The organism is Pseudarthrobacter sp. 902506025, from assembly GCF_040702325.1.
Taxonomy (GTDB): domain Bacteria; phylum Actinomycetota; class Actinomycetes; order Actinomycetales; family Micrococcaceae; genus Arthrobacter.
Map to the genome: position 1 here is coordinate 24,696 of NZ_JBFBKW010000002.1, position 25,258 is coordinate 49,953.

The 25,258-nt window shown below is 66.4% G+C and carries 20 protein-coding genes and 1 tRNA gene; 8 read left to right on the forward strand and 13 right to left on the reverse strand.

The annotated features are described in order from the left end of the window. Positions 1–61: 61 nt before the first annotated feature. Both AB0280_RS03925 and AB0280_RS03930 read right to left on the reverse strand, forming a co-directional pair. Positions 62–760 carry a type 1 glutamine amidotransferase domain-containing protein gene (locus tag AB0280_RS03925; RefSeq protein WP_307491955.1) on the reverse strand — a complete coding sequence of 233 codons (699 nt, stop codon included), beginning with the start codon at positions 758–760 and terminating at the stop codon, positions 62–64. Between the two features lie 46 nt (positions 761–806). After that, entirely contained in the window at positions 807–1,679 is an 873-nt protein-coding gene (locus AB0280_RS03930) for an aldo/keto reductase (protein ID WP_307491953.1), read from the reverse strand. Positions 1,680–1,818: 139 nt separating this feature from the next. Between AB0280_RS03930 and AB0280_RS03935 the strand changes: the two genes are divergently transcribed. The 3 genes from AB0280_RS03935 to AB0280_RS03945 all read left to right on the forward strand — a co-directional run bounded on the left by AB0280_RS03935 (position 1,819) and on the right by AB0280_RS03945 (position 7,221). Next, the gene (locus tag AB0280_RS03935; protein WP_307491951.1) at positions 1,819–2,811 is read left to right on the forward strand and encodes an LLM class flavin-dependent oxidoreductase; all 993 of its coding nucleotides are present in this window, start codon (positions 1,819–1,821) and stop codon (positions 2,809–2,811) included. Positions 2,812–3,018: 207 nt separating this feature from the next. Next, positions 3,019–5,649, forward strand: coding sequence for a trehalase-like domain-containing protein (locus AB0280_RS03940; RefSeq protein ID WP_307491948.1), 2,631 nt, complete (start codon positions 3,019–3,021; stop codon positions 5,647–5,649). Between the two features lie 66 nt (positions 5,650–5,715). Further along, entirely contained in the window at positions 5,716–7,221 is a 1,506-nt protein-coding gene (locus AB0280_RS03945) for an MFS transporter (RefSeq protein ID WP_307491946.1), read from the forward strand. A gap of 26 nt (positions 7,222–7,247) precedes the next feature. Here AB0280_RS03945 and AB0280_RS03950 read toward each other — a convergent pair whose 3' ends face one another. The 5 genes from AB0280_RS03950 to AB0280_RS03970 all read right to left on the reverse strand — a co-directional run bounded on the left by AB0280_RS03950 (position 7,248) and on the right by AB0280_RS03970 (position 12,031). Beyond that, entirely contained in the window at positions 7,248–8,348 is a 1,101-nt protein-coding gene (locus AB0280_RS03950) for a D-TA family PLP-dependent enzyme (protein WP_307491944.1), read from the reverse strand. Between the two features lie 26 nt (positions 8,349–8,374). Then, the gene (locus AB0280_RS03955; RefSeq protein ID WP_307491942.1) at positions 8,375–9,508 is read right to left on the reverse strand and encodes an FAD-dependent oxidoreductase; all 1,134 of its coding nucleotides are present in this window, start codon (positions 9,506–9,508) and stop codon (positions 8,375–8,377) included. A gap of 38 nt (positions 9,509–9,546) precedes the next feature. Further along, positions 9,547–10,473, reverse strand: a complete 927-nt coding sequence (locus tag AB0280_RS03960; protein WP_307491940.1) for an AEC family transporter — start codon at positions 10,471–10,473, stop codon at positions 9,547–9,549. 51 nt (positions 10,474–10,524) lie between these two features. Then, entirely contained in the window at positions 10,525–10,950 is a 426-nt protein-coding gene (gene panD, locus AB0280_RS03965) for an aspartate 1-decarboxylase (protein ID WP_201302375.1), read from the reverse strand. Between the two features lie 166 nt (positions 10,951–11,116). Then, positions 11,117–12,031 carry a LysR substrate-binding domain-containing protein gene (locus tag AB0280_RS03970; protein ID WP_159630129.1) on the reverse strand — a complete coding sequence of 305 codons (915 nt, stop codon included), beginning with the start codon at positions 12,029–12,031 and terminating at the stop codon, positions 11,117–11,119. A gap of 155 nt (positions 12,032–12,186) precedes the next feature. Between AB0280_RS03970 and AB0280_RS03975 the strand changes: the two genes are divergently transcribed. Further along, a complete protein-coding gene (locus tag AB0280_RS03975) occupies positions 12,187–13,650 on the forward strand; it encodes an amino acid permease (protein WP_159630131.1) in 1,464 nt (487 codons plus the stop codon). A 390-nt stretch (positions 13,651–14,040) separates the two neighbouring features. After that, positions 14,041–17,547, forward strand: coding sequence for a bifunctional proline dehydrogenase/L-glutamate gamma-semialdehyde dehydrogenase (locus tag AB0280_RS03980; protein WP_366366265.1), 3,507 nt, complete (start codon positions 14,041–14,043; stop codon positions 17,545–17,547). 76 nt (positions 17,548–17,623) lie between these two features. Here the strand turns inward: AB0280_RS03980 and AB0280_RS03985 are convergent, their stop codons facing one another. Together AB0280_RS03985 and AB0280_RS03990 are read right to left on the reverse strand one after the other, a co-directional pair. Continuing rightward, positions 17,624–17,938: a hypothetical protein gene (locus tag AB0280_RS03985; RefSeq protein ID WP_159630136.1), complete on the reverse strand. Its 315-nt coding sequence runs from the start codon at positions 17,936–17,938 to the stop codon at positions 17,624–17,626. A gap of 168 nt (positions 17,939–18,106) precedes the next feature. Beyond that, on the reverse strand, positions 18,107–18,961 hold the full coding sequence (locus AB0280_RS03990) for a LysR substrate-binding domain-containing protein (RefSeq protein WP_224023508.1): 855 nt from the start codon (positions 18,959–18,961) through the stop codon (positions 18,107–18,109). 141 nt (positions 18,962–19,102) lie between these two features. On the opposite strand from AB0280_RS03990, the gene AB0280_RS03995 reads away from it, so the two are divergent. Further along, positions 19,103–20,482 (forward strand): MFS transporter, encoded by a 1,380-nt coding sequence (locus tag AB0280_RS03995; RefSeq protein WP_366366267.1) that lies wholly within the window; start codon positions 19,103–19,105, stop codon positions 20,480–20,482. Between the two features lie 99 nt (positions 20,483–20,581). Here AB0280_RS03995 and AB0280_RS04000 read toward each other — a convergent pair whose 3' ends face one another. Both AB0280_RS04000 and AB0280_RS04005 read right to left on the reverse strand, forming a co-directional pair. Beyond that, entirely contained in the window at positions 20,582–20,722 is a 141-nt protein-coding gene (locus AB0280_RS04000; RefSeq protein WP_201302376.1) for a hypothetical protein, read from the reverse strand. A 93-nt stretch (positions 20,723–20,815) separates the two neighbouring features. Next, positions 20,816–20,889: transfer RNA gene (locus AB0280_RS04005), tRNA-Gly, on the reverse strand. Between the two features lie 239 nt (positions 20,890–21,128). Between AB0280_RS04005 and AB0280_RS04010 the strand changes: the two genes are divergently transcribed. Continuing rightward, positions 21,129–21,590, forward strand: a complete 462-nt coding sequence (locus AB0280_RS04010) for an SRPBCC family protein (RefSeq protein ID WP_159635075.1) — start codon at positions 21,129–21,131, stop codon at positions 21,588–21,590. Positions 21,591–21,602: 12 nt separating this feature from the next. Here AB0280_RS04010 and AB0280_RS04015 read toward each other — a convergent pair whose 3' ends face one another. After that, the gene (locus AB0280_RS04015) at positions 21,603–23,312 is read right to left on the reverse strand and encodes a CAP domain-containing protein (RefSeq protein ID WP_366366268.1); all 1,710 of its coding nucleotides are present in this window, start codon (positions 23,310–23,312) and stop codon (positions 21,603–21,605) included. Positions 23,313–23,454: 142 nt separating this feature from the next. On the opposite strand from AB0280_RS04015, the gene dcd reads away from it, so the two are divergent. Further along, on the forward strand, positions 23,455–24,030 hold the full coding sequence (dcd, locus tag AB0280_RS04020) for a dCTP deaminase (RefSeq protein WP_159630142.1): 576 nt from the start codon (positions 23,455–23,457) through the stop codon (positions 24,028–24,030). 44 nt (positions 24,031–24,074) lie between these two features. Here dcd and AB0280_RS04025 read toward each other — a convergent pair whose 3' ends face one another. Then, entirely contained in the window at positions 24,075–25,256 is a 1,182-nt protein-coding gene (locus AB0280_RS04025) for a cation:proton antiporter (RefSeq protein ID WP_275180593.1), read from the reverse strand. Positions 25,257–25,258 lie beyond the last annotated feature (2 nt).

Genomic DNA, 25,258 nt, shown 5'->3' on the forward strand with positions numbered 1-25,258 from the left:
GGGGACCAGTTCAGTGCGAACTGGTCCCCTCCTCTGATTCGAAGCGGTCAGTGCCGGCTGATTACGACAGTGCCGCGAGGACTTCCTTGGCCACGTCCTCGCTGGACTGTGGGTTCTGTCCGGTGATGAGGTTGCCGTCGCGCACCACGTTGGAGGACCAGGCCGCACCGTTTTCGACGACGGCACCCTTCTCCTTGAGCGCGTCCTCCACCAGCCAGGGGGTGTTCTCCCCGGTTCCGCCGCCGAGTTCTTCCTCGTTGGTGAAGACCGTCAGGCGGCGGCCCTTGAAAGTGAACCCGCCGTCGTCGTCCGTTGCGCTCAGCAGCCCCGCGGGACCGTGGCAGAACGGTGCAATGATCTTGCCGTCCTTGTTCGCTGCGACCAGCAGCCGGCCCAGGTCGGCGTCCTTGTACAGGTCTGCCATGGGACCGTGGCCGCCGGGCATCACCACGGCGTCGTAGCCGGCAATGTCGACGTCGGCGAGGACCAGCGGGTGCGCCAGCTCGCCGTCGATCTTCGCGATGTAGTCCCGGAAGCCCTGGGCGCGTTCCTCGCCGCCGGCCGACTCGGGAGCCAGGCTTACCTGGTCCACGGTGGGCTTCCTGCCGCCGGGGGTGGCGATGTGGACCGTGTTGCCGGCGTCGGTCAGGGTCTGGTGTGACACCACCAGTTCCTCTGCCCAGTAGCCGGTGGGGTGTTCGCTGCCGTCCTTCATGGTGAGGGAATCTGCGGCCGATACAACCATCAAAATGTTTGCCATGGTGTTTCTCCTGTCTTAGCTGACGTGAGTGGCTGGAAGCCGCTTGCTACTTGCCTGCTGCTTCCAGCTCAGCGTACGTGGCGTCGTCGAGCGTTATGCCGGCGGCGGCCATGTTCTCTTCGAGGTGCTGCACCGAGCCCGTGCCGGGGATCGGCATCATCACGGGGGAGCGGCGCAGCAGCCAGGCCAGGGCCACCTGGGAAGTCGTGGCGCCCAGGCGCTTGGCCGCCTCATCCAGCGGGCCGCCCGGCTGGGCGAGTTCGCCGGCGGAAATCGGAGCCCAGGGGATGAAGCCGATGCCGTTCTCCTCGGAGTAGCGGAGCACGTCCTCGGAGCTGCGGTCGGTCAGGTTGTAGCGGTTCTGGACCGTGGACACCGTGAAGTGCTTCCCGGCCGCCTCCAGCTCCTCGACGCTGACCTGGGACAGGCCCAGGGCGCGGACCTTTCCTTCGTCCTGGAGCTCGCGTAGCACGCCGAACTGCTCCTCGGCGTCCACCTTGGGATCGATCCGGTGCAGCTGCAGCAGGTCCAGGGTGTCCACCTTCAGCTTGCGCAGGCTCAGCTCGGTCTGCTGGCGCAGGTATTCGGGACGCCCAACGGGAATCCACTTATTGGGCCCGGTGCGGGTGAAGCCCACCTTGGTGGCGATCTTCAGCCCCTCCTTGTACGGGTGCAGGGCCTCGGCGATGATTTCTTCGCTGATGTTGGGTCCGTAGGAATCGGCGGTATCGATGAAGTCGACGCCGAGTTCGACGGCGCGGCGCACCACGGCCACGGCCGCCTGGCGGTCTGCGGGCTCGCCCCAGACACCGTCGCCCACGATGCGCATGGCACCGAAACCGAGGCGGTGCACGGTTCCCAGGTTCTTGAGGTCGATCGTTGCGGACAGTTCAAGCTGGTTCGTTGAATCATGGCTCATAGGGGCGGCAACATCATCAGTGTGCTGAGTATTCCGGGAAAGACGAAATAACCCGGGCCCCGCCGTGGTTATGCCTAAAGTGCCCGCCGCGATCCGGCCGGCGACTCTTACGAAACGTTCCTGAAAGGCCGCACCTGACGTGACTCTTCCCCTCTCCATCCTTGACCTGGCAACCATCGGCAAAGGCCAGACGGCGGCGGAGAGCCTGGCGGGCAGCGTGGCCATGGCGCAAAGCGCCGAGAAGCTGGGCTACCGGCGCGTCTGGTACGCCGAGCACCACAACATGTCCTCTATTGCCTCCTCCGCCACCAGCGTGCTGATCGCCCATGTGGCTGCGCACACCGAAAGCATCCGGTTGGGCGCCGGCGGCATCATGCTGCCCAACCACTCACCGCTGACCATCGCCGAACAGTTCGGCACCCTGGAAACCCTCCACCCGGGCCGGATCGACCTGGGCCTGGGCCGTGCCCCGGGCAGCGACCAGAACACCATGCGCGCCCTGCGCCGCGACCCCATGTCCGCGGACAGCTTCCCGCAGGACGTCCTGGAACTGCAGGGCTACCTCACCGGACCGACCCGCATCCAGGGCGTGGAGGCCACCCCCGGCAAGGGCACCAACGTTCCGCTGTACATCCTGGGCTCGTCCCTGTTCGGCGCGCGCCTGGCCGCCCAGCTTGGCCTGCCGTATGCCTTCGCCTCGCACTTCGCCCCGGCTGCTTTGCAGGAGGCTGTGGCCATTTACCGGAGCGAGTTCAAGCCGTCCGCCCAGCTGGATGCGCCGCACGTGATTGCCGGCGTCAACGTGATCGCCGCTGACTCCGCGTCCGAAGCGCAGGCCATGTTCCAGGCCACCAAGCGGGCCCGCGTCTCACTGTTCTTCGGCGGCGGCACCCGCGAATTCACCGACGACGAGGCGGACATGATCCTGGACTCGCCGCAGGGACGGCACATGGCACAGATGATGACGTACTCCGCCGTGGGGACACCCGACGTCGTCATCGACTACCTGGACAGCTTCGGCAAGCACGCCGATGCCGACGAACTCATCGTGGCCCACCAAAGCCCCGGCACCCGGGACCGGCTGCGGTCCATCGAACTGCTGGCGGAGGCCGCCGGGCTGGTGCGGGTCTAGCCTTCGGAAAGCCCGGACCGCGTCCCCGGCAGCGGACTTTTACACATACGCAATGCAGGGGACTTTCGCGGGAAACCGGTGAGGCTGAACATGGGAACTGCCCCCTCGGGAAACGCTGGGATTCACGAGCGGGGCACCAACCGGTAGCCCGCAGGCAATCCAGCGGCTGCAGTCCCGGACTGGTCCAGCCTCAAAGGGGTTATCTGGATGCCGACGCCGCTGAACCAAAGCGTGGCGGATTCCGCTCTGCTCACCCGGTCCCTTCCGCTGGACATGCTGCGCGCCTTCATCCAGTCGGACGCCGCGGACAGCGGGCTGACCCCAGCGCTGCTGGCCGAGCTCAAAGTGTTGGCGCGTGTCCCGGGGTTGCTGGTTGCCTGCAACTACGGGGGTACGCTGTGCGACGCCGAGGGCATCTCCACCGAGACTCTCCCGCTGGGCAATGCAGCCATAGCCCTACGTGCTTTGGCGGCCCTGCCCAATACGCACGCCGCCATCATTTCGGGACGCTCGCTCCGTGACCTGGCGGCGGTTTCGCGGCTGCCGGCCGAGGTGCACCTGATCGGGTCCCACGGGGCCGAAGCGGACATGGGCTTTGCCCACGGCCAGACCCTGGCCACCGAATCGGTCCTGCAAAAGGTGAACGCCGAGCTCAACGAGTCCGTGGGCTTCCAGGAAGGCATCTGGATCGAACGCAAACCAGTCGCCGTTTCCGTGCATACCCGGCACGCGCCGGCGCACGTCGTGGATGCGGTGACCGAAACTGCGCGGGAGATCGCAAGGATCCACGGGCTGTTCTTCATCGTGGACGGTTCCGTGCTTGACCTTTCCGTCCTGGAGCCGGCCAAAGCCGAGGCGCTGGAAATCCTCCGGTCCCGGCTCGGCGCCAGCGCAGCCCTGTTCGCAGGGGACGCTTACAGCGACGAACTGGCCATCGCCACCCTGCGCGGACCTGACCTGGGGCTCCGGGTAGGGCCAGGGGAGACCTCGGCCGCGCATCGACTCCGCGACCCGGAAGCCTTCGCCAGGGTACTTGCCCTCCTCTTCGAACTGCGGCGCGCCTGGCTGTTCGGTGAGGATGCTGTGGGGCTCGAACGGCACACCATGATTGGCAACGGCTCGTCCACCGCCCTGCTGACCCCGGACGCGAAGATCTGCTGGATGAGCCACCCACTCCCGGACTCGGGTTCACTGTTCGCACATATCCTGGGCGGGGATGCCGCCGGCCACTTCTCCGTGGAGCCGGTCAAGGTCTCCCAGGTGCTGGGCCAGCGGTACGTGGACAGCACCATGATTGTTGAAACCCGCTGGGCTAACGTCACGGTCACCGACTACCTGGAACCCGCGCCGGACGGAATTACCAGCCTGGTCCGGGTGCTGACAGGCCACGGCGCTGCCAGGATCACTTTCGCTCCGCGGCCCGATTACGCCAATGCCCCGTTCAGCATGGAGGCCCGCGGCGGCGAACTGCATGTGGTGGGCACGTCCGAACCCATCATCCTGTTCGCGCCGGGCGTCGCGTTCAGCATCACGTCCGACGGACGCCACGCGACGGCCACGGCGTCGGTCAACCTGCAGGACGGCCCGGTGGTGCTCAACCTCCGCTGCGGCGACACGGAACCCCAGCCTGCGGATCCTGGAGGGGAGAGGGACCGGCGGGCCGAAGTGGCCCTGCACGCCCGCCAGTGGGTCCAGCAACTCGTCCTGCCCTCCGTGAAACCTTCCCTGGTGAGGCGCTCGGCCCTGGTGCTCCGCGCCCTCGTGCATGAACCAACCGGCGCCGTCCTCGCCGCCCCCACCACCTCCCTGCCCGAGGGAATCGGCGGCACCAGGAACTGGGACTACCGGTACTGCTGGCTTCGCGACGGCTCCATGACGGTCAACGCACTGGTGGACCTTGGCTCCACCTCGGAGGCGGCTGGCTTCCTTGCCTGGTTGGGCCGGATCCTCGAACACGCTCCCGGTCCCGAATGGCTGCACCCCCTGTATTCGGTGACTGGCGCCCCGCTCTCTACGGAAGCCGTCGTCGACAGCCTTCCCGGATATGCGGGTTCCCGTCCCGTGAGGATCGGGAACGCAGCCGACCACCAGGTCCAGCTTGACGTTTTTGGGCCCGTTGCCGAACTGATCCATAACCTGAGCGAACGTGAAGGCGCCCTCGCCGATGACAGCTGGGAGTTGATGGTCCAGATGGCCTCCGCAGTCCTGGCCCGCTGGCACGAACCGGACCACGGCATTTGGGAGGCCCGGCGGGCGGCGCGCCATCACGTCTATTCGAAGGTGATGTGCTGGGTGACCCTTGACCGGGCACTGCGCACCGCGGCACGGCATGGCCGCGAACCTGATCCTTCCTGGGCGCCGACGGCGGAAACCATTCGGGAGGAGGTGCTGCGCGAGGGCTGGGACGACACCGCAAAGTCCTACACCGTGGCCTACGACAGCCCGGACCTGGATGCCGCCGTCCTGCACATCGGGCTCTCGGGCCTGCTGGATGTCTCGGACCGGCGCTTCCTGGACACCGTCACCGCCGTTGAACGCGAGCTGCGGGTAGGTCCCACCGTCTTCCGGTACCGGTACGACGACGGCCTGCCGGGCCTGGAGGGCGGGTTCCATATCTGCACCACGTGGCTGATCGAGGCCTACGTGGCCGTGGGCCGCATTGATGAAGCCTGGGACCTGTTCGACCAGCTGGTGAACCTTTTCGGCCCCACGGGGCTGCTCCCGGAGGAATACGACCCCGGCACGGAGACCCATTTGGGAAACCACCCGCAGGCCTACTCACACTTGGGATTCATCCGCTGCGCGCGGCTCCTGGACCGGCACCAGGACAGGCGGTAGGCGGTGTCCGTCGTGGGTACCTAGAGTGGAGGTAACAGGGACCCGAAAAAGACTGAAACGAGACTGATGATGACCGCGCGCGCCCAGGGAGTGGGATTCCGTTCCGAGCGGGGCCCAATTCTCATCGCTTTAATGCTTTCCACTGGACTTGTGGCCATCGATTCCACCATCGTGGCCACCGCGGTTCCGTCGATCGTCCGCGACGTGGGCGGCTTCGCTTCCTTCCCCTGGCTCTTCTCCGCGTACCTGCTGGCGCAGGCGGTGTCTGTTCCCATCTACGGCAAGCTCTCCGACATGGCAGGGCGCAAGCCGATCATCCTCGCCGGCATCGGCCTGTTCCTGCTGGGCTCGGTCCTCTGCGGGGTGGCATGGAGCATGCCCTCGCTGATCGCGTTCCGGGCCCTGCAAGGACTCGGCGCCGGCGCGGTGCTGCCGGTGTCCGTCACCATTGCCGGGGACATCTATACCCTGCAGGAGCGCGCCAAGGTCCAGGGCTACCTGGCCAGCGTCTGGGCCGTCTCCTCCGTGGTGGGTCCCAGCCTGGGCGGAATCTTCTCCGCCCTGGGCATCTGGCGCGGCATCTTCCTTGTCAACGTGCCGCTCTGCCTGCTGGCCGGCTGGATGCTGATCCGCACTCTTCACGAAAACGTGGAACGGGCCACCCACAAGGTGGACTACGCCGGCGCCGTCCTCCTGGCCGGATCCCTGGGCCTGCTCATCCTCGGAGCCCTGCAGGGCGGCCAGGCGTGGGCCTGGAATTCGCCCATCGGTATCGGCGTCTTCGTTGTCGGGGCGGTGCTGCTGGTGGCCTTCCTGCTGGTGGAGCGGCGGGCGGCGGAGCCCATCCTCCCGGCGTGGGTGGTGTCCCGGCGCCTGTTGGCCACCACGGCGCTGGTGTCCTTCGGCGTGGGCGCCATGATGATCGGACTGACCTCCTACGTGCCCACCTTCCTGGAGGGTGCCTTGTCCTCCTCGCCGCTGGTGGCCGGCCTGGCCCTTGCGGCGCTGACCCTCGGCTGGCCGCTCAGCGCCTCGCAGGCCGGGAAGTTCTACCTGCGGATCGGGTTCAAGTCCACCGCCCTGATCGGCATTGCCATCGCCGTGGCGGGGCTGCTGATCCTGTCGCTGACGGCCTCCACGCCCAACGTGGCGCTGATCGCGGTCAGCTGCTTCGTCGTCGGCCTCGGCCTGGGCCTGCTGGCCACCCCCACGCTGATCTCCGCCCAGTCCAGCGTTCCCTGGCATGAGCGCGGCGTGGTGACCAGCACCAACATGTTCGCCCGGTCCATCGGCAGTGCCCTGGGCGTGGCCGTGTTTGGTGCCGTGGCCAACTCCATCTACGGCGGCAGCAGCGGCGGTGACGCCGATCCCGCCACGGTCATCAGCGCGTCCGGTGCCGTGTTCCTGGCCGCGCTCGTGGCCGGCCTGCTCACGGTGGCCGCGGTGCTGTCCATGCCTGCGGTCAAGGCCGAAGACAGCGGCAATTCCGATGCGGAGCCCGTACCCACCCAGGCGGAAGGCAGCTCCAGCCAGGCTGCCGCCGGCGGAGATGTTCCTACAGGCAAGTCCTGAGGGCGAATGTGTTTTCTTCCTTAGTGCTATTTGTTTTTTCCGCGTGCGGCTACGCGCCAGTGGTCCACGATTTTGCCGCCGCTGACGACAGCGATGTCGTCAACGAGATTCACCGCCACGCATACGTGGTTCGGTATGACCCGTAACCGCTCTCCGAGAGGCGGGAGCTCTGCATCTGCTGGCCAGACCACGGTCGCGTGATGTTCCGAGAGCGCGGTGATGCGTGCTTCGGGATAGTCGAGCAGCCGTCCAAAGCCGGTTGCCCACGCAGGCCGGTCGCCGCCCAGGATTTTGCTGCCGGAGTCCAGGACGATCCTTCGCGGTATGACGTCGTCGCCCTCATGCCGGCTTACCACTGTTGCGGCGACGGTCAGTGCGATGTCTTCAGGGGCGCATCGTTCCAGTTCCAGTTGCTGGGCGTCATTGAAGACATAAACTCCAGGCCGGACCTCGGTGGCTGCGGAATCACCGGTGAGAGTGGCGGTGGGAGTTGAACCGCCGCTGCGATGCAGGATTTCAAAGCCTGCTTGTGTGAGCAGGTCCGAGGCCTGTGTGAGGGCCGACCGTTCTTCTTCGGTTGCTTTTAGGGGCATCCCGGGGGCGTAGCTGTGGCCCGGGAAGGTGAAGACGCCGCTGACCCTTAGGCCGGCGCGTGCCGCGGCGTGGGCCACGTCAACGACCGCACCCGGGGCGATTCCGCTGCGGTGATGGCCGCTGTCGATTTCCAGCAGCACGTCAAAGTCGCTGGCTGCGTCACCCAAGGACGCTCCCATGGCTTGGGCTGCCTCCCGTGAATCCAGTCCCACTGAGATCTTTGTGGCGGCGGCAAGCCGGCGCAGGCGTTCGGCTTGACGGGGACCGACCCAGAGGGGGTAAGCGATGAAGATGTCGGTCGCTCCGTGTCCTGCAAAGACTTCAGCCTCGCCGAGGGTCGCTACGGTGATGCCGACTGCACCGGCTGCCAGCTGCAATTGCGCGATTTCGGGCACCTTGTGGGTTTTCACGTGGGGTCGGAGGCTCAAGCCTTTCGCATGGACGGCAGCGGCCATGCGGTCGATGTTCCGCTGGAGCACATCCCGGTCGACCAGGATCTCTGGAGTGTCGACTTCTTCTGGGATTGTCATCACTGGTTCTCTTTCTCTAGGTCAGGTAGCTAGCGGGACGCCCGGAAGATCGACGGCGCGGGCCGGTTTCCGGTGGCAAGGTCGGCAAGGATGCGCCCGATCACCGGCGTGAACTTGAAGCCGTGGCCGGAGAAGCCCGCGCCGATCACCACCGGCCCTATCCGGTCCAGGACGAAGTCCTCGTCCGGGGTGGTGGTGTACGTGCAGCTGATGGCCTCGAACGAATCAGGGTCCACGCCGGGCAGCCACTGCCGTGCGTAGTCCTGCAGGGCGGCGAGCTGTTTCGGCTCCGGCAGGAAATCCCGCTGGTCCGGGTCCACCACCGGGCCCACCCCGTGCCAGCCGGCCTTGATGCCCTCGCCGGGGGTCTGCATCCCGTACACGGGGGAGTACCAGCCCTGGTAGTCCGTGCCCGGGTAGTGGTTGAAGCCGGGCCACACCGCGCCGGGGTCCGCCACGCGGAAATGCGCCGGCTGCTCCTGGGTCACCCTGAGCTTCGGGATCCGCAACGCTGCGCCAGCCGTGCCCGCCACCTTGGCCAGCAGCTTCTCCGTCCAGCCGCCCGCCGTCACCACGGCCTGGGCTGCGGTGACCACCTCCGTGCCCGCAGCCGATTCCAGCACCAGCCGCACGCCGTCGTCGAACACCTCGAAGTCCACCACCTTGGTGTGGTGCCTGATCTCGGCGCCGCGGGCGGAGGCCAGCCGCTGGAAGGCGGGCAGCGCCGCCTCCGGGTTGAGCTGGCCGCCGTCGGGCATGTGCAGGACCTGCTGGTCGAACCGGATGCCGCGCCAGCGTTCGCCGGCCTCGCCGGGGGACAGGAATTCGGCGCTGATGCCGGCCTCGGTGAGGGCTGCGGCAACTTTCGGGAGGTCGCCGCCAGGACCGTGGGTTACGACGCCGGTGCGCGCCAGCAGCTGCACGCCGCTGTCCTGCTCCAGCTCGTCCCACAGGGCCAGCCCCTCTGCCAGCATGGCCACGTAGTCGGGCTGGTGGTAGCCCGGGTTGAGGTTCCGGGTGGCGCCGTGGGACGCGCCGATCCTGTGCCCGGGGCCGAACTGCTCCACCAGCGTCACCTGCCGGCCGCGGCGGGACAGTGCCCACGCGGCGGCCGAGCCCATGGCGCCACCGCCGATCACGACGGTATCCAGCACAGTATTCATCAGCCCTCCAAGCTGCAGTTACGACTCGTGGCCAGTGCTCACGCCAGGAGCAGTGCCACACCGATCATGGCGGGCACTGCCACCACGGTGGTGATCAGCACGGTGTCCTTGGCGACGGTCAGCCCCGTCTGGTAGCGGCTGGCAGCCACAAACACATTCTGCGCGGTGGGCAGCGAGGACGTCACCACCACCGCGAACAGGGCATGCCCCTCCATCCCGAGCGCGAAGCGGGCAAAAACATAAGCCAGGGCCGGCTGGACAACGAGCTTGAAGCCACTTGCCAACAGGGTGTCCACCCGGCGGCCGGACGAGGCCTGCAGGGGCCGGGTGCCGTTCAGGCTCATCCCGAACGCGATCAGCATGGCCGGGATCGCGGCCCCGCCAATCAGGTGGATCGGCTCCATGACCAGCGCCGGAACCTGGAAGCCGGTGCCGGCCACCAGCAGCCCCAGGCCGGAGCCCACGATCATGGGGTTGCGCAGGATCATCAGGAAAAAGCCCAGGGGCGTGGTGCGGTGCGTGCTGGTGCTCGAGTCCAAAATCATCAAGAACATCGGGGTGAAGAAGGCCAGCTGGAAAATCAGCAGCGGCGCCACATAGCTGGCATCACCCAGGACATATACGGCGATGGGAATACCCAGGTTCGCCGAGTTGGCAAGGGACGCGGACATCGCGGACATCAGCGATTCCGGGAGGGCCCGCTTGAGCCAGAACCTGGCCAGGGCGAAGAAGATGGCGGCGGTGGTGATCGCAGCCACCGCCGTGACCAGCAGCGGTTCGGCGAAGACTTCCTGCAGCCGGGCCTTGCTGAGGGTTTCAAAGAGGAGTGCCGGGCTGGCGACGAAGAACGTCAGGCCGCTCAGTACGGGGCGGGCGTTATCGCCGAGGATCCGCTGCCGGCCCACGAACCACCCCACCAGGATGATGCACCAGACCACGAAGAACCCTGCCAGCACCCCTAGCAAGGATCAGCCGTTCGGGCACGGCGGAGGCAGGGACCGGGACGCACGCTCCGGTTACAGGGTGGCGTTGTTAAGCGCGAAAGGGGGGCGCATCATGCCGGGGGTGAGGCCCTCGGCGGGGTCGTTGCCCAGCTGGATAATCCGGTTGTCCCGGTCCACGTGGACCACCTTGGGCTCGTAGGCCCTGGCCTCTTCCGTGGTCATTTCCGCGTAGGTAATGAGGATGACGATATCGTTCTCGTGCATCAGGTGCGCCGCTGCACCGTTGATGCCGATAACGCCGGAACCGCGCTCGCCGGCGATCGTATAGGTTTCAAGCCGCGCGCCGTTGGTGACGTCCACAATGGACACCAGCTCGCCCGGCAGGATGTCGGCGGCCTCGAGCAGGTCGAGGTCAACGGTGACCGAGCCGACGTAGTGCAGGTCGGCGTGCGTGACGGTGGCCCGGTGGATTTTGGACTTGAACATTGTTCGATTCATAACGGCTCCAGTCTAGACCTGCGGCCCTTTACCCGCAGTGACGCACGAAACATACGGACCTGCACGGACCTGCGCGGTGACGCGGGTGCTCAATGCGCAGGGGACGCAACTGCGCAGCGACGGACGGCCTGGCTGCGCACGGAAGGACACGGACGACGGCGGCCGGTCACCCGGCGTCGTCCGTTGCCACCGCCGCGGCAGCCGCAGCCAGGGTCTCCCTCGCTGCCAGGATGGCCGGGCGCTGCGTGCTGGAGCGGCGCACCGAGGTGAAGATGGTGCGGTGCGGCTTGCCCGGCAGCTCCAGCAGCTGGGCGGTGGTGCCGCGGCCGGTCCACACCAGGTCCGGCATCAGGGCCACGGCGTTGCCGGACTCGATCAGGCGGGCCTGCGCCTGCAGGTCGGCGGTTTCAAACCGGACATCGGGCTCGAAGCCTGCGCTGCGGCATGCCTGTTCTGCCCAGTGCCGCGATGCGGCCCCGCGCGGTTCCATGACCCAGGCCAGGTCCGCCGTGTCCTCCAGGGTGCGGATCGCGGGTCCGCCGCCGGACGCGGGGGGAACGGCCAGCCGGATGGCGTCGGTGGTCAGCTTCACCTTGTCCAGTTCGGGGTAGCGCGGGGCCGCGTGTCCCGGATACTGCTCGGCGATCACCAGGTCGAAGTCCCGGGCCCAGGTTTCGTGCAGCGCCGTCTCCGGCTCCCGCTGGATCATCTCGATCCGGACCTCGGGGTACTTTGCGGCCATGCGCGTCAGGGTGTCAGGCATCAGGGCGAGCGCCGCTGACTGGAACACCGCGATCCTCACGGTGCCGGTCACGGTAGTCAGGGATGCAGCCAGGTCCGCCTCAGCCTGCTCCATGGTTTCCAGCAGCTGCGCGGTGTGCGCCACCAGCACTTCCGCCTGGGGCGTCAGCTGTACGCGCCGGCCCGTTTTTCGGAGCAGCTCGACGCCCACTTCCTTCTCCAGGAGGGCCAGCTGCTGCGATACCGACGACGGGCTGTACTGAAGCGCCTCGGCCACCTCCGCCAGCGTCCCACGGATGCTTAATTCGCGGAGCAGCCGCAGCCTGCGCACGTCAAGCATGATGGATTCCTAACTGAAACTAACGAATATAGGTTAGAAGTAGCCACTTTATCTAACGCAATTGCGCACGCATACTGTTGAAACCGAGTTACCCCCGTCACAGCCAGGTTTCTTGGCGTGCCGCGGCGGGGTCGCACCCCAACCAGGAGTTCCTGATGAGCAGCAAAGATTTGAGCCAATCGATCATGCGGCGAAAGCCCATCGATGACATCGAAGAAGAGAGCAAGCACAGCGGACTGTTCAAGTCCCTCGGGCTGTGGCAGCTCACCGCCATTGGCGTTGGCGGAATTATCGGCGTCGGCATCTTCTCCCTCGCGGGACTGGTAGCCGCCGGCAGTGAAGGCAACCCGGGAGTGGGGCCCGCGGTGCTGATCTCCTTCCTGATTGCAGGCCTCGCCTCCGCGGCCGCCGCCCTCTCCTACGCGGAGTTCGCCGGCATGATCCCGCGGGCAGGCTCCGCCTACACCTACGGCTACGTGGCCCTTGGCGAGGTGATCGGCTGGTTCATCGGCTGGGACCTGCTGCTGGAATACATCGCCATCGTGGCAGTGGTGGCCATCGGCATCTCCGGCTACCTGGACGCCTTCCTGGCCGGCATCGGCATCCATCTGCCGGCCTGGATGACCTCCACCTTTGACGAAGGCAAGGGTGGCATCATCAATGTCCCCGCCATCCTGGTCTGCCTCCTGGTGACCTGGATCCTGTCCCGCGGCACCAAGGCCTTCGGCAGGTTCGAACTCGTCGCTGTGGCCATCAAGGTGGTCCTGATCCTGTTCATCATCGGGCTGGGCGTCTTCTACATCGACACCAACAACTACAACCCGTTCATGCCCAGCGGCTTCGGACCCGTTGTGGCCGGCTCCGCCACCGTGTTCTTCGCAGTGTTCGGCTACGACGCCATGAGTACCGCGGCCGAGGAAGCCAAGGACGGCAAGAAGCACATGCCCAAGGCCATCGTCCTCTCGCTCATCATCGCCATGCTCCTCTATGTTGCCGCCACCCTGGTCCTCACCGGCATGCAGAACTACAAGGACATCGACCCCAAGGCCGGGTTCGCCTCCGCCTTCACTTCGGTGGGCCTGCCCGTCATCGCCACCATCATTTCGGTGTTCGCGGTCCTCTCCATCCTTACCGTGATGCTCACCTTCCTGCTCGGCGTCACCCGCGTCTGGTTCTCCATGAGCCGTGACGGCCTGCTCCCGGGCTGGTTCGCCAAGACCGACCGGCACGGTACCCCGCAGCGCGTCACCTGGATCGGCGGCATCGCCTCCGCCTTCCTGGCCGGCGTCTTCCCCATCAAGGCAGTCGCGGACCTCACCAACATCGGCATCCTGGCCGCGTTCGTCGTCGTCTGTCTGTCCGTGATCATCTTCCGTTACAAGCGCCCTGATGCTCCCCGTACGTTCCGCCTCCCCCTGATGCCCGTAATCCCGGCGTTCGGTGTCCTGGCCTCCGCCTTCCTGATGCTGCAGCTGCACTGGGAAACCTGGCTGCGGTTCGTGGTGTGGCTGATCATCGGTCTGGTCATCTACTTCGGCTACGGCCGCAAGCACTCGCTGATGAACCCCAACAGCCCCCGCCACGAGGAACTCGCAGAGCTGCACCGCCCGCTCACCTGACCTCTCCCCGGACGCGCCATCACGTTCTGACCGCTTTCCCCCAACGCCCCATCAGATAATGCGGCGTCCAGCCGAACCCTCCCCCACATTCTGTGGGGGAGGGTTCATTGGTTTCGGCGGAAGGTGATGGGGCGTTGGTCATTTCGGGGCGGAAGGTGATGGGGCGTTGGTGGTTTGGGGGCGGAAGGTGATGGGCCGTTGGTGGTTTGGGGGCGGAAGGTGATGGGGCGTTGGTGGTTTGGGGGCGGGAGGTGATGGGGCGTTGGGAGGGGGATAAAACATTGGTTTTCCTAACCTGTACTGGTTGGAAAAGATCGCTTTATCTTATGTGAGTTGAAGCTCATACTGGTGGAAAGACCTCCCAGAACACCAGAAAGATCGGGAAAAACAATGACCCACGTTGCAATGGAACCGGCAGTCGCCAAGGCGGCCACCCCGCAGACCGTCGACGTCGACGTCCCCCAGGCCAAGGCCATCGCCAATGAAGCCGTCGCCCTGGTCCGGCGCTGGCTCACCGAGGCCGCCAAGGTTCCGGTGGACGCCTCCGCCGAGCAGTTGGCCGGCGTCCTCAAGGACCCCAACGGCCTGGACTTCACGGTGGGCTTCGTGGACGGCGTGGTCCGTCCCGAGGACCTCAACGTCGCCGCCCGCAACCTCGCGAAACTGGCCCCCAAGGTTCCTGCCTTCCTGCCCTGGTACATGCGCAGTGCCGTGGCACTGGGCGGCACCGTGGCCCCCGTCCTGCCGCAGGTGGTCATCCCCGTGGCCCGCAAGGTCCTGCGCGAAATGGTGGGCCACCTGATCGTTGATGCCACCGACGCCAAGCTGGGCCCGGCCATCGCCAAGATCAAGAAGGACGGCATCAAGCTCAACGTCAACCTCCTGGGCGAGGCAGTCCTCGGCGAGCACGAGGCCTCCCGCCGCCTCGAAGGCACGCACACGCTGCTGGCCCGCCCCGACGTCGACTACGTCTCCATCAAGGTCTCCTCCACCGTGGCCCCCCACTCCGCCTGGGCCTTCGATGAAGCCGTGGAACACGTCGTCGAAAAGCTCACGCCGCTCTTCCAGCGCGCCGCTTCCTATTCCGCCAGCGGGCAGAAGAACAAGTTCATCAACCTGGACATGGAGGAATACAAGGACCTGGACATGACCATCGCGGTCTTCACCCGGATCCTGGACAAGCCTGAGTTCCAGGACCTCGAGGCCGGCATCGTGCTCCAGGCCTACCTTCCGGATGCGCTGTCTGCCATGATCCGGCTGCAGGACTGGGCCGCAGAGCGCCGCGCCAACGGCGGCGCCGGCATCAAGGTCCGCGTGGTCAAGGGGGCCAACCTGCCCATGGAGCAGGTGGAAGCCTCGCTGCACGACTGGCCGCTGGCCACCTGGGGTTCCAAGCAGGACTCGGACACCAGCTACAAGAGCGTCATTAACTACGCGCTGCACCCCGAACGCATCAAGAACATCCGCATCGGCGTCGCAGGGCACAACCTGTTCGACATTGCCTTCGCCTGGCTCCTGGCCAAGCAGCGCGGTGTGGAGTCCGGCATCGAATTCGAGATGTTGCTGGGCATGGCGCAGGGCCAGGCCGAGGCCGTCAAGAAGGACGTCGGCTCGCTGCTGCTCTACACGCCGGTGGTGCACCCGTCCGAGTTCGACGTCGCCATCGCCTACCTGATCCGCCGCCTGGAAGAGGGCGCCAGCCAGGAAAACTTCATGTCGGCGGTCTTCGAGCTCAGCGAAAACGAAGGACTGTTCGAGCGCGAGAAGCAGCGTTTCCTCTCCTCGCTGGAGGCCCTGGACAACACCGTCCCGCTGCCCAACCGCCGGCAGGACCGGAACCTTCCCCCGGAGGCCATGCCGCACACCGGGTTCCGCAACACCCCGGACACCGATCCCGCGCTGCCGGCCAACCGTACCTGGGGCCGGGCCATCCTTGACCGCGTCCCCTCCTCCACGCTGGGTGACGCTGCGGTGAAGGCCGCCTTCATCAACGACGAGGACACCCTCAACTCGGCCATTGCCAACGCCGTGGACAAGGGCAAGGCCTGGGGCCAGCTGTCCGGCAACGAGCGTGCGGAGATCCTGCACCGCGCCGGTGAGATCCTGGAAGCCCGCCGCGCCGACCTCCTCGAGGTCATGGCCAGCGAGACCGGCAAGACCATCGACCAGGGCGACCCCGAGGTCAGCGAGGCCGTGGACTTCGCCCACTACTACGCCGAGTCCGCCCGCAAGCTGGACACGGTCGACGGCGCCACATTCGTCCCAGCCAAGCTCACCGTTGTCACCCCGCCCTGGAACTTCCCGGTCGCCATCCCGGCAGGGTCCACGCTTGCGGCACTCGCCGCCGGCTCCGCCGTCGTCATCAAGCCCGCCAAGCAGGCCGCCCGCAGCGGCGCCGTCATGGTCGAGGCGCTGTGGGAGGCCGGCGTGCCAAAGGGCGTGCTGACCATGATGCAGCTGGGGGAGCGGGAACTCGGCACCCAGCTCATCAGCCACCCGGCCGTGGACCGCGTGATCCTTACCGGCGGCTACGAAACCGCCGAGCTGTTCCGGTCCTTCCGCAAGGACCTGCCGCTGCTGGCCGAAACCAGCGGCAAGAACGCCATCATCGTCACCCCCAGCGCCGACCTGGACCTCGCTGCCAAGGACGTGGCCTACTCCGCGTTCGGCCACGCCGGCCAGAAGTGCTCCGCTGCCTCGCTGGTGATCCTGGTGGGCTCCGTGGCCACGTCCAAGCGGTTCCACAACCAGCTGATTGACGCCGTCACCTCCCTGAAGGTGGGCTACCCGCAGGATCCCACCAGCCAGATGGGTCCCATCATCGAACCCGCCAACGGCAAGCTCCTCAACGCCCTCACCACGCTGGGGGAGGGCGAGAGCTGGGCCGTTGAACCCGCGAAGCTGGACGAGACCGGCCGGCTGTGGAGCCCGGGCGTGCGCTACGGGGTCAAGCGCGGCTCCTACTTCCACCTGACCGAGTTCTTCGGCCCGGTCCTGGGCGTGATGACCGCTGACACCCTGGAAGAAGCCATCGCCATCCAGAACCAGATTGAATACGGACTCACGGCAGGCCTGCACTCCCTCAACTCCGAGGAACTGGGCATCTGGCTGGACACCATCCAGGCCGGCAACCTCTACATCAACCGCGGCATCACCGGCGCCATCGTCCAGCGCCAGCCCTTTGGCGGCTGGAAGAAGTCGGCGGTCGGCGCCGGCACCAAGGCCGGTGGACCCAACTACCTGGCCGGCCTCGGCGACTGGCTCCCCGCGGAGGCATCCGCCACGGCTCCGGTAGCCAACGCGGCCGTCCGCCGCATCCTCAACGCAGCAGGCCCCGCCCTTGCGCCGGCGGAACTCGAGTCCGTCCAGCGGGCCCTGGCATCCGACGCCGAAGCATGGGCTGAAGAGTTCGGCACCGCCAAGGACGTCTCCGGGCTGGGCGCCGAGCGGAACATCTTCCGCTACCGCAGCCTGCCGGTCACCATCCGCCTTTCCGAAGGTGCGCCGCTGGCGCACCTGGTCCGGACTGTGGCGGCCGGTGTGCTGGCGGGTTCGGCCGTCACGCTGTCCACCGCCGTCGAACTTCCCGCCCAGCTGCGCTCCGTGCTCACCGCACAGGACGTCGACGTGACGGTGGAGTCCGACGCCGGCTGGCTGGTTTCCGCCGGACACCTCGCCGCCGCGGGCAAGCTGTCCGGCGCCCGCATCCGCCTGATCGGGGGCGACGCCTCGGCGCTGGCCGAAGCCACCGGCGGCAGGCCCGACCTGGCCATCTACGCCCACCCCGTCACGGAGGCCGGCCGCGTGGAGCTGCTGCCCTTCCTGCACGAGCAGGCCGTCAGCATCACCGCCCACCGGTTCGGCACCCCGAACCATCTGTCGGATGCCCTGATCTAGCGCCTGCGGGCACAAAATAGTCCGGCGGTTGGGTTTGTTCTCACAAGCCCAACCGCCGGACCTTTTTGTATGTCCGCTAGCCCAGGTACCAGCCCGGCGGCGTCCAGGTGGCCGGGACGCTGTGGGCGGAGAAATCTTCGCAGCGGGTGCAGGTGTAGGCCACCTCGCCAAGGGTGGCCACCGTTCCGTCACGCCGGTAGGTGGGCGGAATGTACGACTCGAGATAGACGAACTCGTCCGTACGGCATTTGTCGCAGGTGGGTTTCCCCACGTATCCGGAGTCAACGGAGGCGTGTCCGGTTCCGAGGGTGTTCTGGCGGGTGGACGGCCGTGCGTTGGAGTACGGGCGTGCATGCGCAGAACCTGGGTGGATGTTCCTGGCTGTCGTCATTGGCTGCCTGTCCCAAGCGGTGGTTTCCGGCATGCGGATACGCGCTTGTTTCGGTGAACTGGCCTGCTGCTTGACCTTGGAAAACCAGCATAGGGGAAGCCACTTCCCCTATCAATGGACACGGCCCCCCTAACTCGCCGAAATGCTGGAAATTGGGCCGCAGGAGAGTTAAGTTTGGCGGTTAATGGTCCTGCCGACAATCGACTGGGTGAGGGCGTCGATCACCTCAGCATTGGCCAGCGGATTGCGGATCAGGGTGAAGTCCACGTCCCCCACGGCGGGAAGGTCGAAGCGCCGGGTGATGATTTTCAGGTCTTCGGGCACCAGCGACGTGGGCATGACGGCCACCCCGATGCCCGCCCTGACCGCGGCCAGGACACCGCTGATCTGCCGGGTGGTGCAGGTGATCCGCCACGTCCTGCCGTTGGCCTCCAGCGCATCGATGGCCAACTTTCGGCTGAGGCTGGGGGCCGGATAGGCGATCAGGGGCACGGGGGTTCCCGGTTCCATCACCGTCTGTTCCAGGCCCACCCAGGAAAACGAGTCGTGCTGGACCACGGTGCCGTCTTTGGCCCCGGCCACCCATTTCACGAAGACCAGGTCCAGTTGGCCGGCGTTGAGCTTTCGATACAGCTGGTCGCTTTGGCCCACCGTGAGTTCGAGGTTGATCTGCGGATAGATCTGCCGGAACTCGCGCAGGATCCGGGGGAGCCCGGTGATGGCGAGGTCGTCAGCGGTGCCGAACCGCAGCCGTCCGCGCATGGCCGACCCCGAGAAATAGCGGGCAGCGGCGTCGTGCGCGGACAGGATGCTCCGTGCGAAACCGGCCATCGCATCGCCGTTGTCCGTGAGCCTGACGTCGCGGGTGTCCCTGGTGATCAGGGTGCGCTTGGCGGCTGCCTCCAGTTTGCGGATGTGCTGGCTGATGGTGGGCTGGGCCAGCCCCAGGCGTTCAGCGGCCTTGGTGAAGCTCAGGGTGTCCGCCACCGCCAGGAAGGAGCGCAACTGTGCTGGTTCGAACATGAGGGACTCCGGTGTCCTTCCGGCTGGGTTGCTTATTGCGTTTTGCAATACGAGTTATAGGGACCATACCCCTCCATAATCTGCTCGGCCAGCCTAGCGTTAAGGACATCCCAGACCGCCCGCAATTTTGAGGACACTCCTGTGGCACCGCCTCCGCCTTCGTCGGCTTCCGTCTCCCAACCAGTCATCGACGCGGCGGGTTCAGCGCCGCCGGACAACCAGACCCAGCCGCTGCCCGTCGTGGCGGAGCGGCTCCCTTGGAAGCACACCTTCATCTCGCTGAAGGTGCCCAACTTCCGGATCTTCGCCGCCGGCCACTTCATCGCGGTCATTGCCATCTGGATGCAGCGGATTGCGCAGGACTGGCTGGTGCTCCAGCTCTCCGGCTCCGTGACGGCCGTCGGCGTGACCGTGGCCCTGCAGTTCCTGCCGTCCCTGCTGCTGGGTCCCTGGGGCGGCATGATCGCCGACAGGTTCGCAAAGCGGAAGATCCTCATCCTGTGCCAAAGCATGGCTGCGGTCCTGGCTGCAACGCTGGCCACGCTTGCCCTCACCGGCGTCATCATGGTGTGGCACGTCTACGCCATCGCCCTGGTCCTGGGCCTGGTGACGGTCCTTGACCAGCCCGCACGCCAGGTGTTCGTCAATGAGCTGGTTGGTCCCCGGTACCTGCGGAACGCCATCAGCGTGAACTCCACGACGTTCCAGCTGGGCGGCCTGATCGGTCCCGCCATTGCCGGCCTGCTCCTGACGGCGGTCGGTGCCGGCTGGGCTTTCGCGGCCAACGCCGTTGCCTGCTGCTCCACGGTGGTGATGCTGCTGATCCTCCGGAAAGACCAGCTGTACGTCAACGCTCCCACCCCCAAGACCAAGGGAATGCTCCGGGAGGGGCTCCGCTATGCCTTGAGCAAGCCCACCATCTATTGGCCATGGCTGATGGCCGGCTTCATCTCAGTTTTTGCCATGAGCCTGCCGGTGCTCCTGGCCGCCTTCGCGGACCACGTATTCAAGGTAGGCGCCGGCGGCTACGGGCTCCTGAACGCGCTGGTGGCACTGGGCGCGTTGTCCGGCGCCGTGGCGTCCACCCGCCGCCGGCAACTGCGGCTGCGGTCAGTGGTGTTCTGCGCCGGAATGTATGGCCTGATGCTCTGCCTGGCCGTCCTCGCCCCCTCCATGGTCTGGTTTGGGGTGGTCATGGTGCTGTCCGGCTTCTGGTGCCTCATGTTCCTCACCGGGTCCAACCAGCTGGTGCAGGTCAGCTCCAACATGGGGATCCGCGGGCGGGTGATGAGCCTGTACATCATGGTGCTCATCGGCGGCCAGGCACTGGGCGGGCCCATGCTGGGGTGGATCGCCGAACACGCCGATCCGCATGTGGCCCTGCTGGTATCCGGGGGAGTCCCGGCACTGGCGGCACTGACCGTGGCCGCCATCCTGGCACGGAAAGGTGGCCTGACGGTCAGGATGGACATGAAGGACCGCCTGCCGTTGAGAATCGTCAGCAGGCAGGCAAGAGCCTAGGAGGCGTGCCCGCTGGGATCCTCCCGGGAGCAAAACAAGACCCCGCCATCTGTGTCGATGACGGGGTCTTGTGCTTTGGCCCAGCAGGTTGGTGCTGGTTTACTTCTTCTTCGCCGCTTTGGTGGGTGTGACGTCCAGGGAACCGGCAGGGGCGGATGCGGCCCTCTTGTCTGCGCGCTTTTCCTTGATGGACTTTCCGGACTTCTTTGATGCCGTTTGACGCGGGGACTTATCAGCCATGATTGCTCCTGTAGCGGAACCGCAAAAGGTTCCTTACTGCAGACCATACACCTTGGGGGGATGCTTCGGAGCGCGCGTAGCCGGCGGGGACATTGGAGCGGCTGACGGGAATCGAACCCGCGTATCAAGCTTGGGAAGCTAGCGCTCTACCATTGAGCTACAGCCGCAGTGCCGCCGCTCGCGCGGGGCAGAACTTAGCTTAGCGCAGATCGGCGGGCTCCCCGCCCACCCGGGCCGGCGGCCGCTGCGTGTCCTGCAACCGTGGACGTCATCCAGTAACTCTTCAATAACGTCGGCGGTGCCGGCTAGGTCCGGGTGCCGGGCGGTGGCTAACCTGATCCGGGTAGCGGCCGCTTTGGGGGAGGCAGCTATTGCGGCAGCCGACGTCAACCACAGGAATTTCTTCATGGCAATCGCAGAGCACGAGGTCCTCATAGAACGCGACGCCATGGCCGTGTACCAGTACCTCCTTGATGCCACCAATCTTCCCGCCTGGCGCAGCGACGTCCGCAGCGTGAAGCTCGTGCAAGGGCCGGCCGAAGCCAAGGGCGCCGTGTACCGGAAGATGGTCGCCGGACGCTCCGGACTGAGCATCCCCGCGGAGCTGGAGATCACCAATGTGCGGCCCGGAGCCGAAATCCAGTTCCATGTGGTGTCCGGCCCTGCCACCCGCTGGGGCGGCTATTACCTCAGCAGCGAAGACGCCGGCACCAGGGTCCGGTTTGCCGTGGAAGCCAAACGCGAGGGACGGTTCGGGTTCCTCAGCAGGTGGACCTTCTTTAACGGGATGCTCCAGCGCCGGGTCAGTTCCGACGTGGCCCAGCTGGACCGGCTGAAAAACGTGCTGGAGCTCCAGCCGGCCCTCTGAATCAGTTCCGGATCACTGCGCCAGCCGCTGCCCGGTCCATGGTCCGGCAATGGTCGACGGCGACGCGAGGCTTCCGGAGCCCAGGGCCCAGTACTGCACGGTGTCGTTGGCCCGGCGGATCGCAACACCCCTGGAGTTCAGTCCGGTGACGTTCAGCAGCGCCCGGATTCCCGTGACGTCCGTCCAGCCGGTGGCGACGGTGGCCCGCGTTTCTGCGCGGAGCGCGGTGCTGCCCAGTCCGCGGTAGAGCTGCACGGTGCCGTCGGCCCTCAGCCCCAGGATGTCCTGGAAGCCGTCACCGTCGTAGTCCACCATGGACAGCCTGGATGCGTAGACACCCGTGGCAACCGTGACGCGCTCAGCAATATCCCCGGTGCCCTTGTTGCCGTATAGGTACAGGTTTCCGGCACCGTCCAAGGCCAGGATCTGCGGCATCCGGTTGTGGACGCACCAGCCTCCCACCGCCAGGGTCAAGGTGTCCCAACCGCCCACGCCAAGGGTGATGGGCGCCTGGAACCCACCACTCGCGATGCCCCGGTGCAGGGTCAGGTTGCCACTGGCCCACTGGGTCAGGACGTCGAAAGTGCCATCGCGGTCCCAGTCGGTGACGAAGACTTCCTTGGCTCCGCTAAAGCCTGCGCCGATTACCCTGGCCGCGGCGTAGGTGCGGGGCCCGGTGGAGGCGCGGTCCAGCAGCTGTCCCGCGGAGTCGACAGACACGAGGTCGGCCGGACCGGTGATTGCCGCAGCGGCGAGGTTGAGGGTGGGCGGCATGTGCTTGACGGGTGCGTCGCACAGGCTTGGCGGCGGTGCCGGGAGCGATCCTCCCGATGAAGCACCGCCGGGTGAATCGAGGGTGCCCGCCGGCAGTGTGGTGTAGCCGAAGAAGTTCACCACACCCCAGATCTGGTAGGTGGAGTTGGTGTAGGAGACCCCTGCGCCCATCACGTTGAAGCGCGGGTCCAAGAGCATGGCGTTGTGCCCGGGTGATCCCTTCCACCATTCCACGAGCTGGGCTGCGTCCCGGTCGGTGCGGATGGCGATGATCTCACCGGCGCCGTTGTTGGGGCTCATCGCGCGGGGGTCGGTCCAGAAACTGGCCCGGTGCTCGATCACCTCACGGGTGGCAATGTTGTCCGACCACTCCTGCGACAACCCGGCCACGGTGGGGTGGTACTTCACCTTGTTCAGGCCGTTGGCCACGCGGTACTCGTTGATTTTGGTGAAGAGGGTAAGGACGGCGGAGGAGTTGCTGTCCGGGACCAGGGCTTGCGTGGACGTACGTGTGGCGGCAGGGTCGGCAGCCGCGGATGGGGCGGACGGCGATGCCAGTTCCTGGTCCGGTGCCCAGAGCGGCGGGATGGAAACGGTCTGGGGTGCGGCTTCGGTGGATGGTAAAGCCGGGGCCGGTGGTAGTGCCGTTTCCGTTGCGGGTTGGACCGCCACTGTGGAAGGAGCTGCCGCGGGCGTGGACGTGGGGGCGGGTGCAGGGGTGGCCTCCGGCGCGGGCGACGCCGCCCGGATATCCGGGTCGACGGCAGGGGTGAGGCTGCCGGCGGAGCCGTCGTCCTTACTGGTCATGCCAGCGCCGCGCACCAGGGGCGCTGCCAGTGAGATGCTCGCTGCTCCCGCGTGGTTGAGGGGCGCGGGCACAGGAGGTGCGGACGCGGACGACGAGACCAGCGCCAACGCACAGAGCACGCCAAGAAAAGACGGTGCCACTAATTTATTCACAACATCCCCAGCTCTGTTATGCCATCCGGGAGACCATTCCGGCGGCTTTCATTCGCAACATTAGCCCCACGAGGCCACAGCAACAACGGGAAAGTGCTCTTGTGGATAACCGATACGGTAATTTGGGACGGTGCTGATCTCTGACCGCGACATTCGTGCCGAAATTGATTCCCAGCGGATCGTGCTGGAACCGTTCGATCCGGCGATGGTCCAGCCGTCGTCCGTAGATGTCCGGATCGACAAATTCTTCCGGTTGTTCGACAACCACAAGTACGCGCACATCGATCCCGCGCAGGAGCAGCCCGAGCTGACCCGGCTGGTGGAAGTGGAGCAGGACGAGGCCTTTATCCTGCACCCGGGCGAGTTCGTCCTGGGGTCGACCTACGAGACCGTGACGCTGCCCGATGACATTGCGGCCCGGCTGGAAGGCAAGTCATCCCTGGGCCGGCTTGGCCTGCTGACGCACTCCACCGCAGGCTTCATCGACCCCGGTTTTTCCGGCCACGTCACCCTCGAACTGTCCAACATGGCCACCCTGCCCATCAAGCTGTGGCCCGGTATGAAGATCGGCCAGCTCTGCTTCTTCCGGCTAAGCTCGGCCGCGGAGTTCCCGTACGGCCAGGGGGAGTACGGCAACCGGTACCAGGGCCAGCGCGGTCCCACCGCCAGCCGCAGCCACCTGAATTTCCACCGCACCAGTATCTAGCAGCACCTGTGGCCGGCCGCCGGCCACCAGTCGGGCCGGGAACGCTAGAGCTGGGGTGCGACCGCCGGCCTCCGGATGAACGGCTTGGCCAGCGGTTCCACGTAGCGTGCGGCCAGCGGCCCCATCACCGCCATCAGCAGCACGTAGGCGGTGGCGAGGGCAGCGAGCTGATGCGGGACCGCTCCCGAGGCGACAGCCAGCCCCGCAATCACGATGGAGAATTCGCCGCGGGCCACCAGGGCAGCGCCGGCGCGGAAGCGCCCGGGCCGGGCAATCCCGGCCTGCTTGGCCGCCCAGATCCCGGTCAGCATCTTGGTTGCCGCGGTGGCGACAGCCAGGACCAGGGCCCACCCCAGGACCGGCGGGATGGATGAGGGGTCCGTGTTGAGCCCGAACGCCACAAAGAAGATGGCGGCGAACAGGTCCCGGAGCGGTTCGAGGATGCGGGTGGCGTTGTGGGCGGTGGAACCCGAGATGGCGATCCCCAGCATGAAGGCACCCACCGCGGCGGAAACCTGCATGGCGGACGCTGCGCCCGCCACCAGCAGGGCTGCCCCGAGGACATTCAGCAGGAAGACCTCGGAGTTCTCGCTGTGCACTGCCTTGGAGACATGGTGCCCGTGCCGCAGGGCCACCATGAGGACCACGCTGACCACGGCCAGGGCGATCCCCACCGTGGTGAGGCCGCCGAGGAAACTCACGCCCGCCAGCGTGGCCGTGAGGATGGGCAGGTACACGGCCATGGCCAGGTCCTCGAAGACCAGGATGGACAGCACCACGGGGGTTTCCCGGTTGCCCAGCCGGCCGAGGTCCGTGATGACCTTGGCGGCGATGCCTGACGAGGAAATGTAGGTGACGCCGCCCATGACCATGGCTCCTACACCACCCCACCCCAGGAGCAGGGCAAGCGCGGCGCCGGGCAGGAAGTTCAGGACGAGGTCGAGGACACCGGCCTGCCAGGAGCGGCGCAGGCCGGTGAAGAGCTCTGCGGCCGTATATTCCAGCCCGAGCATAAGCAGCAGGAGGATGACGCCGATCTCTCCGGAGAGATGTGCGAACTCGTGCATGCCTTCAAGCTTGATGATGCCGCCCGCACCAAACGCCAGGCCGCCCAGCAGGTAGAAGGGGATGGGGGACATGCCGATCCGTCCGGCCAGCCTGGCCAGGAGGCCGAGGCAGAACACAACGGCCCCCAGTTCAACGAGGGTCTGGGCCAACGGGTCCATGG

Coding starts and splice junctions, on each gene's coding strand:
- AB0280_RS03925 (WP_307491955.1), bottom strand. CDS start 760: ATGGCAAACATTTTGATGGTTGTATCGGCCGCAGATTCCCTCACCATG.
- AB0280_RS03930 (WP_307491953.1), bottom strand. CDS start 1,679: ATGAGCCATGATTCAACGAACCAGCTTGAACTGTCCGCAACGATCGAC.
- AB0280_RS03940 (WP_307491948.1), top strand. CDS start 3,019: ATGCCGACGCCGCTGAACCAAAGCGTGGCGGATTCCGCTCTGCTCACC.
- AB0280_RS03945 (WP_307491946.1), top strand. CDS start 5,716: ATGATGACCGCGCGCGCCCAGGGAGTGGGATTCCGTTCCGAGCGGGGC.
- AB0280_RS03955 (WP_307491942.1), bottom strand. CDS start 9,508: ATGAATACTGTGCTGGATACCGTCGTGATCGGCGGTGGCGCCATGGGC.
- panD (WP_201302375.1), bottom strand. CDS start 10,950: ATGAATCGAACAATGTTCAAGTCCAAAATCCACCGGGCCACCGTCACG.
- AB0280_RS03970 (WP_159630129.1), bottom strand. CDS start 12,031: ATGCTTGACGTGCGCAGGCTGCGGCTGCTCCGCGAATTAAGCATCCGT.
- AB0280_RS03975 (WP_159630131.1), top strand. CDS start 12,187: ATGAGCAGCAAAGATTTGAGCCAATCGATCATGCGGCGAAAGCCCATC.
- AB0280_RS03980 (WP_366366265.1), top strand. CDS start 14,041: ATGACCCACGTTGCAATGGAACCGGCAGTCGCCAAGGCGGCCACCCCG.
- AB0280_RS03985 (WP_159630136.1), bottom strand. CDS start 17,938: ATGACGACAGCCAGGAACATCCACCCAGGTTCTGCGCATGCACGCCCG.
- AB0280_RS03990 (WP_224023508.1), bottom strand. CDS start 18,961: ATGTTCGAACCAGCACAGTTGCGCTCCTTCCTGGCGGTGGCGGACACC.
- AB0280_RS04000 (WP_201302376.1), bottom strand. CDS start 20,722: ATGGCTGATAAGTCCCCGCGTCAAACGGCATCAAAGAAGTCCGGAAAG.
- AB0280_RS04010 (WP_159635075.1), top strand. CDS start 21,129: ATGGCAATCGCAGAGCACGAGGTCCTCATAGAACGCGACGCCATGGCC.
- AB0280_RS04025 (WP_275180593.1), bottom strand. CDS start 25,256: ATGGACCCGTTGGCCCAGACCCTCGTTGAACTGGGGGCCGTTGTGTTC.